The following is a 9281-nucleotide window of genomic DNA, read 5'->3' on the forward strand; positions in this document are numbered from 1 at the left end:
CTCTCCATGGACGTTTCCTCCCCCGCACCCCTGGCCGAGGCCCTGGCCGACATCGTCGGCGCCTCGGCCTGCCTCACCGCGCCCGCCGACGTCGCACCCTTCGTCACCGACTACCGCAAGATCTACACCGGCCGGGCCGCCGCCGTGGTCCTGCCCTCCAGCACGGATCAGGTGAGCCGCGTCATGGCCTGGTGCTATGCCCACGGCGTACCGGTGGTGCCGCAGGGCGGCAACACCTCGCTGATGGGGGGCGCCGTGCCGGACGCCCACGGCGGCGCGGTGGTGCTGGGCCTGTCGCGCATGAACCGCGTGCTGGAAGTGGACGAAACCAACGACACCCTGACCGTGCAGGCGGGCGTGACGCTGGCGGCCGCGCGCGCGGCCGCCGAGCAGGCCGGCCGCCTGTTTCCGCTGCGCATTGGCTCGGAGGGCTCGTGCCAGATCGGCGGCAACCTCTCCACCAACGCCGGCGGCACCGCGGTGCTGCGCTACGGCAACATGCGCGACCTGGTGCTGGGCATCGAGGCGGTGCTGCCCGACGGCCGCATCTACCGGGGCCTGCGCGGCCTGCGCAAGGACAACACCGGCTACGACCTCAAGCAGCTGTTCGTCGGCTCGGAAGGCACACTGGGCATCATCACGGCCGCGGTGCTGAAACTCGCGCCCCTGCCGCGCGCCACCTCGGCGGCGTTCGTCGCGGTCACCGACGTCGAGGCCGCGGTGCAGCTGCTGGGCGAAGCCAAGCGGGTGGCCGGCCCGGCCGTGACCGCGTTCGAACTCATTTCAGCCCCGGCGCTGGCGCTGGTGCGCCAGTACCTGGGCGGCGTGCCCTCGCCGCTGGCGCAGGAGCACGACTGGATGGTGCTGGTGGAGCTGAACTCGGGCGGCGCACAGCAGGCGTTGGACGAGACGCTGCAGCAGGTGCTGGAGACCGGCATGGAGCGCGGCTGGGTGCAGGACGCGGCCCTCGCGGCCAGCCTGGCCGACGTGCAGCATTTTTGGCGCCTGCGCGAGGAGATCTCGGATGCCCAGACCCGCACCGGCGGCAGCGTCCGCTGCGACGTCTCGGTGCCGCTGTCACGCATCGCCGCCTTCGTGCGCAAGGCCTCGGCCGGCGTGCTGGCGCTGGTGCCCGAGTCGCGCATGGTCATCTACGGCCACATGGGCGATGGCAACGTGCACTTCAACCCGCTGCGGCCCGCGCGGCAGACCGCCGCCGATTTCCTCGCGGCCCACCATGCGCGCGTGAGCCGCCTGGTGGACGACGTGGCGCACGGCATGGGCGGCTCCATCTCGGCCGAGCACGGCGTCGGCGTGGCCAAGCGTGATGAACTGGCCAACTACAAGGACCCGGTGGAACTGGAGCTGATGCGGCAGTTGAAGCAGGCGTTGGATCCGAAGGGCCTGTTGAATCCGGGCAAGGTGCTGCGCTGAAGGCGTTCGTGGTCCTCTGGGGCTAGCTTTTGTGAGCACCGGGATCGAGCATCACCGGAGCGGTGGAAATGACATCCTGCGGCGGGGGTTTCGTGGTGCCCCAGAGCGCTTCCGCATCGAACTCGGACACCTGGGCAATCGCAGTTTCACGTTTGAAGTCCTGCCCCGGATTCCCCGCATTGCGCTGCCGCGACGTGATTGCGCCGGCGTAGTAAAGGCATGCCAGGTCGTTCTCGAGACGCAATCTCGGCAAAGTCGTCCTGCGCTCCAGTTCGTCCAGGCTGGCAGGGCCCGCGGACAGCTCGGACAGGATCAGCAGATGCGAGTCGCGCAGCAATCGCAAGGGCACGCGTGGCGCGCCACGGTAGTAGAGGGTGAGTTGCTGGTATCTCGCGGGGATCAGCGAACGTCCAGTGTGCCGCGCGTAGGTCCAGGCCAGCACGGCAGGGGTCGTATTCACGAAACTCGCGGGCAGGGCGTTCGCAGCAGGCGGGCGCCGCTGCCAGCTCGCTTCCCACAGCGTCTCGGGATGCACTCGCGGCAAGAACGCCGCCTTGTTCTGACTGAGATCGACCACCGCAAGCAAATGCCCCTGGTGGCTGACATGGTAGACAGCGCCACGCATCTGGTCGATGTTCTCCGCGATCATCGCCCCCAGCACAAACTGCGCACGCGCCTGCCACAGCCAGGTCTCAAACTGCAGCAGCACCGCCTCTATGCTGGGCGGCGACAGCGGATCGAACCGCCAGTGCGGCTCAAAATCGGGCGAAAGCGGCGTCGCGACTGCAATCGGGCGGTCGACTTCGGCAAGGTCCAGGCGCAGCGCCTTTTCGGTTGGTACACCAGCGGCCACGCGCAGGTTGCCGTCCGGCAGAACGCGCACGTTCGCGCCATTGATCCACCAGGCGTCGGCCTCGGCGAAAGCGCAGACATTCCAGCCCGGCCTTGCGTCACGTGGGATCAGACAGGCCTCGAGCATTCTTCGATCCAGCGGGCTGAAGCCGAACATGCCGAGCCCGAACACCGGCTGTTCGTGCTGGGTCGGTTCCCGGAGTCGTGGCTGGCTCAATGTCTGCAGTTTGCTCGACTGGTCATTGCGGGAGCCGGTCCATGGTTGGACACGTCCGGCTTCTGACGCGAGCGTCCGCCCTCCGGTCATTCCAAGCACATCGGCTCCGTGCGAGAGAACTGGCTCTGGAGGCGCGACGCGTCATGCGCCTGCCCGCTGGAACGGGCTTGCGGCAGTGTGAGTTGCGAGTGAGCAAACTGCGGCTCGGACGACAAGCCGAATGACTTCGCCAATAACTTCATTGGAACTCACTCCCCTATTTCGTCGACTTCGCGCCGCTTGTCGCAATAGCTGATGTCCTGCCGCGGCTTACCTCACCGACAAAGCGGCGAATCTTGACTTGACGATGAACAGCTGGATTCAAGCGAAGCCTACTTCGCCTTGGTCAACCCATGCCTCCCTTGAATTAGGGAGGCCAACGCCATCCCAGACGTTCCTTGCGGTCGATCAAGGAGGCCTCCTCGCTGCCGTCCATCCCATGTTCGAGTGAGACCACGAGTGATAGCCCCGGGACGGCGCCATCCGCGCGTTATGCTGGCGTCCTTGCTTTCCGAAGGATGAGTGCCATGCAGGCATTGCAGGTATTGGTCGTTGAAGACGACCCGCCAAGCCTGAGCTTTTTCGCCCAGTCCATTCAGCAGGACACTCGACTGGCCTTGGCCGGGCAGGCCAGCTCGGTTCAGGAGGCGCGCCGCTGGCTCGATGGCGACCACCCGCCTCTGGATGTGCTTTTGATCGACATTGGATTGCCGGACGGCAGCGGCATCGACGTGATCCGCTACGCCCTGCAGCGCGAGCCGCGATGCGAGGCGCTGGTCATCACGATGTTTGGCGATGACGAAAATATCCTCGCTTGTATCGAAGCCGGGGCCTTGGGCTACATCCACAAGGATTCAGCGCCGGAAGATGTGGCCGCAGTGATCGTCGATATGAAGCAAGGCGGATCCCCAATGTCGCCGATGATCGCCAGGCGCGTGCTGGCAAGAATCAATGGGAATCAAGAGCGAAGCCGATTGAGCTCGGCAAGCGCAACCGCCGCCAGTGGCATGCGGGCGTTGTCCCCGAGGGAGCAGGAAGTGCTCGAGCTCATTGCGCGAGGGTTCAGCTATGGCGACATTGCCCGGCTGAAGGGGATCGGCGTGACGACCGTTCAGACCCACGTCAAGAATCTCTACGCCAAGCTCGCAGTGAAGTCGCGTGGAGAGGCGGTGTACGAGGCGTCCCAGCTCGGATTGCTTCACCTGCCCAAGCAGGTGTGACCCAGCTCGTGCGCTCTCGATACGCGAGCCTGCTGGCGACCGGTCGCGTGGCCTGGATGGCCTTGGTCTTTTTGAGCCTGCTTCTCCTGGTCCTGGCGACAAGCCGATCGGAACATGCACAGGTGCAGGCGCTCACGCTGGCCCGTGCCGAGGCCACGACGGTCACCCGCTTCGGTGCGCACTCGCAGGCGGTCAGCTTGCCCTACCTCTGGGACAGGCAGCATGACGGCCTGCCCGGGTCCGCAACTTTCGAGATCAACTTCGACTTTCACCCCGCCTCGAGCAAGCCGCTGGCGATCTACATCTCTCGCGTTGGCAACGCCTATGAGATCCATCTCAACGACGTTCTGCTGCAGAGGAAAGGGGATCTGCTGGCCTCCGGGACGACCGACACGGCCAAGGCGCCCAGGCTGGTCGACGTGCCGGCGAACCTCGTTCGCGAACACAACGTGCTGAAAGTCCTGATCCGCGCCGATGGCGGGCGGCGCGCGGGGCTGACCCCCGTGGTCTTCGGCCCGGCGGAGGATGTCGCCAAGCTGTACCAGAGGGACTATGCAGACCAGATTCTGGTCTCTGTGGGGGTGGTGGTCTTGAGCCTGGTGGTTGCGTGTGCCGCTTTCGCCCTCTGGCTGACGCAAAAGGACCAGCGCCCGGGCGGCAATCAGCGCGATTCCCTGTACCTCTTTGTCTGTATCGCGGAACTGAGCTGGGCCTTGCGGCTAAGCAATCTCCCTCTCATGAACCCGCCTCTGGGCTGGGAGTACTGGTCGGTGCTGATGGTCGTCGCCATTGCAACCTGGGGCGCGGGGATGATGGCTTTTTGTGCCCAACTCGCGGGCTGGAAACACCCCGTGGCGAAGTTCGGCCCCTGGTGGCTGCTGCCGGTGTTCGGGGCCGCCGCGGCCCATCTGAGCTGGACGCTGGAGAGCATCCGGCCGCTGTCTGCGTTCTACCTGCTGGCAGCGATCTTTTTCGTGCCTTTCGCCATCATCTTGTGCCGCGACGCCCTTTCGAGAAAAGCTTCGTGGGAGCTCCGCCTGATTGCATTGGCCACCTTTATCAATGTCGCGATGGGGGTGCGCGACGCCTGGGCACTTCGTGTTGCAGACGCCTATGGAACGACGATGTGGTTGAGATACTCGTCCGTGCTGTTTGGCCTGTCCCTGGGCTACATCGTCATTGCCCGCTACCGCGCGGCCAACGCCCACTTGGCCCACCTGCTCGAGAGCCTGGCGGAACAAGTGGCCCAAAAAGAAGAGGAACTGCGCGGCAGCTACACCCGTCTGGAGAGCATGGCCCGCGAACAGGAGCGCCTGGCTGAGCGCAGTCGAATCCTGCGCGACATGCACGACGGCGTCGGCGCCCACATCAACACGGCCATCCGTCAACTGCAATCACAAAGCACGCAGCCGGCGCAGGTTGTGGTCACACTGAGAGACGCCCTGGAGCAGCTGAAGCTGTCGATCGACGCCATGAGCCTTCCGGAGGGGGACGTCACCGCGCTGCTCGCCGGCCTGCGCTATCGCCTCGAGCCGCGCCTTGTAGCCTCCGGGATCCAGCTGGCTTGGGAAGTTGAGGAAATCGTGCCCCTGCGCCATATGGATGGCGCCGCCATGCGGCACCTGCAGTTCATGCTGTTCGAGGCGTTGTCGAATGTCCTTCAGCACGCCAACGCGACGACCTTGACCATTCAGGCCCAGACGCGGGGTTGTGCCGTGCATCTGCGCATGGTCGACAACGGTCGCGGCTTCGATGCAGAGGGGCCCGCCCGGAAGGGACTCAAGATCATGCGTGAACGCGCCGCCCTCATTGGGGCTCAGCTGGCTGTGCAAAGCAGCCAGGGGCAGACGGTCGTGGAGGTGGTGCTGCCAGTAGAACGCCGCTGCGCGTAACGGCTGGAACGCCACCAGCGCACGGAAGTGACGGTCACGGCTTCGTCACGGAAGCCCGAGGCTGAGCCATACTGCTTCGATGTTCTGGATCCTCATCTACTTCGGCACGGGCGCCTTCGTCGGCTTTCTTGCGGGGCTGCTGGGCATCGGCGGCGGCATGACGCTGGTTCCCTTGCTGGCGGCGATGCTCACCGCGCAACAACTCGCCCCGGACCACGTGGTGCATCTGGCCCTGGGCACGGGCATGGCGTCGATCGTGTTCACTTCCAGCGCCAGCGTGCGCGCCCACCACCGGCTGGGAGGCGTCGACTGGTCGCTGGTTCGCCGCATGGGGCCCGGCATGGTCGTCGGCGCCCTGCTGGCCACCGCGCTGTCGGGATGGGTGTCGCAGCGCGCGCTGGCGCTGGCCTTCGCCGTGATCGTGTACGCGGGCGCGACGCAGATCCTGTTCGGCCGCAAGCCATCGGCCGCGCGCAGTTTGCCCGGCACGCCGGCGCTGGTGGCGATCGGGCTGTTGTTCGGGGCCGTCTGTGGGCTGGTGTCGGCGGGCGGGGCATTCCTGACCGTGCCCTTCATGCTGTTCTGCGGCGTTTCCATGACCACCGCGATCGGCACGGGTGCTGCGCTCGGCCTGCCGGTGGCGCTGATGGGAACGCTCGGCTATGTGTTCAGCGGCTGGCAAGTCCCCGGCCTGCCGCCCATGGCACTGGGCTTCGTGTACGCGCCTGCCCTGCTGGGCATCGTGGCCGGCAGCGTGCTGACGGCGCCCGTCGGTGCCCGCCTCGCCCACCGCTTGCCGGTGATCACGCTGCGCCGCATCTTCGCCTTCCTGCTGTACGTGCTGGCGACGAAGATGCTGTGGACCTACGCGTAAGTCGCTGCCCGGGGTGCAGAATGGGCTCAACTCCCGGGCCCATCCCATGCCAAGCAAGACCTTCAGCGGCGGCCGCATCCGCAAGGCGCACTACGACAGCGCCTCGCGCCAGCTCGACCTGCACTTCGAGAACCAGTCGATCCTGGCCTACAAGCACGTTCCGGAAGAGGTGTACCGGCGCCTGTGCAGCGCGCCCAACCCCGCGACCTACTGGGAAGACCGCATCGCGGAGGAGTATCCGAAAGGGACGCCGATGACGTCGAGCGCGCATCCGGAAGGCGGCCGGACACTGAGCGACCTGTTCGGCGAGCTGGACGACAAGAAACCCGGCGAGTGAAGCGGGGCGCGCGCTTCCGCCGATGGCCGCCGCCGCCCAGCACCCTCAGCGCAGGCCGCCCCTCAGCGTCGGGCTTCCAGCGAACGAAAGGCGATGCCCCGTGCTGCGCGCCGCTCGCGCGCGAGTTCTTCCGTGAGCCCGGGGTATTCGCGCAGGAACGCGGTCTTTTCTTCCTCGGCCCGCTGCCGCGCCTCGCGCGTGATGCCCTGGATCAGCAGCGCCACGAGGATCAGCAACATGAAGGCGAACACGACAAAAGCGATGTCAGCGGACTGCATGAACAGCACCTGACGTCAGGCCAGCCAATCGGACATCGCCCGTTGGGCACCGCCGGCTTCCCTGGCGGCACCCGGTTGGGGCCGCGCCAGGACATCAGCCGGCGGGCGCTGGCGCGTAGTGGGCAGGCCGCATTGCTCGCAGAAGTTCGCCTGTGTCCGCAGCGGCGAATTGCAGTAGCGGCAATTGTCGGGGTGGGCGGTGGTGTATTGCATGCCCAGATGATTGCCGGGCAGCCGGGAAATCCACTGTGAGTTGTGAGCCCGCGTCTTGTGCGGTCGTTCACAGGAAGCCGCCGGGCGTTCGGCTTCCCTCCGGGCCGCGCCGAACCCTCAAAAACTCGCTTCGAGCTCCGCGACCAGCTGGCCGACGTAGCCGACCGCATCGCGCAGCGGCAGCGGTGAGGCGAGGTCGATGCCCACCTTGCGCATCAGCTCCAGCGGTTGCAAGGTTCCGCCCGCGCGCAAGACATCGAGCCAGCCCGTCATGACCGCGGCGCCTTCGCGCTCGGCCTTCTGCGCCAGGCAGGTGGCGGCCACCAGGCCGACCGAATAGGTGTAGGGGTACAGGCCGAAATAGTAGTGCGGCTGTCGCATCCAGGTCATCGCGGCACCCTCGTCGATGACCAGGGTGTCGCCCCAGAATCTGGCGAGGATCGCGGCCTTGCGCTCGTTCAGCAGGTCCGCGGTCACCGGCGTCCCGCTTTCGGCCAATCGGTAGACCTGGCGCTGCAGCTCGGCTTCGAGAAGGTGCGTGACGAAGTTGTGGTGGTAGGTGCCCAGGACCTGCATCAGCACCCAGCGCCGCATGCGCGGGTCGCCGCCGCGCGCCAGGATCTGCCGTGCCAGCAGCACCTCGTTCATGATCGACGGTGCCTCGACGAAAGGCATCGCCGGGCGCGTGTTGACGTAGCGCTGGTGGCGGCCGGCCAATGCGAAATGGCCGGCGTGGCCCAGCTCGTGGGCGAGCACGAAGGCGTCGCGCATGGAGCCCGCCCAGGTCATCAGGATGTAGGGATGCACGCCGTAGGGTGAGGCGCAGAAGGCGCCGGAGGACTTGCCGATGTTGTTCGCCCGGTCGATCCAGCGCCGTTCGAAGGCGTTGCGCACGGTGGCGACGTAGTCCTCGCCCATCGGCGCCAGTGCCTCCAAGATCAAAGCGCCGGCTTCCTCGAAAGAGATCTTCGGCGTATAGCCCGGGTCCAGCGTGGCCTTGAGGTCGCAGTACAGCAGCTCATCGAGCCCGAGCACCCGTTTGCGCAGGCGGGCATAGCGGCGCATGTGCGGCGACAGTTCCGCCTGGATCGTGTCGAGCACGGTCGTGTAGAACTCGAACGGCACCTTGTGCTCGTGCAGCAGGAAGCGCTCGGCGCTGGCATGGTGGCGTGCCCGGGCCAGCACGATGTTCTTGCTCACCTCCGTCGCGAACGTGGCGCCGAAGGTGTGCTGGTACGGCTTCAAGCCCTGGCAGAACGTCTTCCAGGCGGCCCGGCGCACGCCCACCTCGGGCGACCCCTCGTAAGTCCACTCGTAGAGGTTGAAGGAGTTCGGCTGCGACGCCCCGGCAGGATCCGTGAACGGCTCGAACCGCATGTCGCTCGCCTTGGCGCGGTTGTAGATCATCGCGGGTGCGCCCAGCACCTCGCCGAGTGCCGCCAGCACGCGCTCGGTCTCCGGCGAGAGCATGTGCGGCTTCAGGGCCTCCAGGTCCCGCAGGTCCGTCCGGTGCACTGCCAACCCCGGCTCGGCCTGCAGGTACCGGTCGATGGTGCCGCCCGGCAAGGCCAGGATCTCGGTGTCCACGAACTTGATGGCGGCCTCGACGCGCGCGCCGAGGCTGTTCGCCTGCGCCAGTGCCGCCTGCCGCTGCGGGTCGCGCCCGTCCTCGGCGTTGCGCAGGCCGGCGTACACGCTGGCGCGCTGCAGTCGCGCGAGCAGCGCGTCGCGGGCATCGAGGCAGGCCAGCAGCTGGGCCGCGCCCTCGCCGAGCCGGCCCTGGTAGCCCGTGATGGTCGGCAGGGCGCGCTCGATGCCCTCGCACTCGGCCAGCCAGGCTTCCCTTGAGGCGAACAGATCGTCCAGGTTCCAGGTCTGCGCGGGGTCAACCTCGGCGCGAGTCATGAGTCTCTTCATCAGCCGAG

At 66.7% G+C, this 9281-nt stretch carries 9 protein-coding genes; 5 read left to right on the top strand and 4 right to left on the bottom strand.

Annotated features, from left to right (window positions below):
* Positions 1-6: 6 nt before the first annotated feature.
* Positions 7-1434 (top strand): FAD-binding oxidoreductase, encoded by a 1428-nt coding sequence (locus UC35_RS06340; RefSeq protein ID WP_061503705.1) that lies wholly within the window; start codon positions 7-9, stop codon positions 1432-1434.
* Between the two features lie 22 nt (positions 1435-1456).
* Here UC35_RS06340 and UC35_RS06345 read toward each other — a convergent pair whose 3' ends face one another.
* Positions 1457-2503, bottom strand: a complete 1047-nt coding sequence (locus UC35_RS06345; RefSeq protein ID WP_145979352.1) for a hypothetical protein — start codon at positions 2501-2503, stop codon at positions 1457-1459.
* Positions 2504-3069: 566 nt separating this feature from the next.
* Between UC35_RS06345 and UC35_RS06350 the strand changes: the two genes are divergently transcribed.
* From UC35_RS06350 to UC35_RS06365, 4 genes are all read left to right on the top strand, one after another.
* Complete coding sequence (locus UC35_RS06350; protein ID WP_227820468.1) at positions 3070-3762, top strand: response regulator; 693 nt, start codon at positions 3070-3072, stop codon at positions 3760-3762.
* Entirely contained in the window at positions 3759-5654 is a 1896-nt protein-coding gene (locus tag UC35_RS06355) for a sensor histidine kinase (protein ID WP_061497284.1), read from the top strand. The genes UC35_RS06350 and UC35_RS06355 overlap by 4 nt, the downstream gene beginning before the upstream one ends.
* 79 nt (positions 5655-5733) lie before the next feature.
* On the top strand, positions 5734-6528 hold the full coding sequence (locus UC35_RS06360; RefSeq protein WP_061497286.1) for a sulfite exporter TauE/SafE family protein: 795 nt from the start codon (positions 5734-5736) through the stop codon (positions 6526-6528).
* Between the two features lie 46 nt (positions 6529-6574).
* Positions 6575-6865, top strand: a complete 291-nt coding sequence (locus UC35_RS06365) for a KTSC domain-containing protein (RefSeq protein WP_061497288.1) — start codon at positions 6575-6577, stop codon at positions 6863-6865.
* A 62-nt stretch (positions 6866-6927) separates the two neighbouring features.
* Here the strand turns inward: UC35_RS06365 and UC35_RS06370 are convergent, their stop codons facing one another.
* From UC35_RS06370 to pepF, 3 genes are all read right to left on the bottom strand, one after another.
* Positions 6928-7143 carry a hypothetical protein gene (locus UC35_RS06370; protein WP_145979353.1) on the bottom strand — a complete coding sequence of 72 codons (216 nt, stop codon included), beginning with the start codon at positions 7141-7143 and terminating at the stop codon, positions 6928-6930.
* 15 nt (positions 7144-7158) lie between these two features.
* The gene (locus tag UC35_RS23440) at positions 7159-7356 is read right to left on the bottom strand and encodes a hypothetical protein (RefSeq protein ID WP_145979354.1); all 198 of its coding nucleotides are present in this window, start codon (positions 7354-7356) and stop codon (positions 7159-7161) included.
* Between the two features lie 117 nt (positions 7357-7473).
* Positions 7474-9273, bottom strand: coding sequence for an oligoendopeptidase F (gene pepF, locus UC35_RS06375; protein ID WP_061497293.1), 1800 nt, complete (start codon positions 9271-9273; stop codon positions 7474-7476).
* Positions 9274-9281 lie beyond the last annotated feature (8 nt).

The sequence above is a fragment of the Ramlibacter tataouinensis genome, assembly GCF_001580455.1.
In the GTDB taxonomy this organism is placed as follows: Bacteria; Pseudomonadota; Gammaproteobacteria; order Burkholderiales; family Burkholderiaceae_C; genus Ramlibacter; species Ramlibacter tataouinensis_B.

Excerpts from the sequence above, each read along its gene's own strand:
- UC35_RS06340 (WP_061503705.1), top strand. The coding sequence starts at position 7 with ATGGACGTTTCCTCCCCCGCACCCCTGGCCGAGGCCCTGGCCGACATC.
- UC35_RS06350 (WP_227820468.1), top strand. The coding sequence starts at position 3,070 with ATGCAGGCATTGCAGGTATTGGTCGTTGAAGACGACCCGCCAAGCCTG.
- UC35_RS06360 (WP_061497286.1), top strand. The coding sequence starts at position 5,734 with ATGTTCTGGATCCTCATCTACTTCGGCACGGGCGCCTTCGTCGGCTTT.
- UC35_RS06365 (WP_061497288.1), top strand. The coding sequence starts at position 6,575 with ATGCCAAGCAAGACCTTCAGCGGCGGCCGCATCCGCAAGGCGCACTAC.
- UC35_RS06370 (WP_145979353.1), bottom strand. The coding sequence starts at position 7,143 with ATGCAGTCCGCTGACATCGCTTTTGTCGTGTTCGCCTTCATGTTGCTG.
- UC35_RS23440 (WP_145979354.1), bottom strand. The coding sequence starts at position 7,356 with ATGCAATACACCACCGCCCACCCCGACAATTGCCGCTACTGCAATTCG.
- pepF (WP_061497293.1), bottom strand. The coding sequence starts at position 9,273 with ATGAAGAGACTCATGACTCGCGCCGAGGTTGACCCCGCGCAGACCTGG.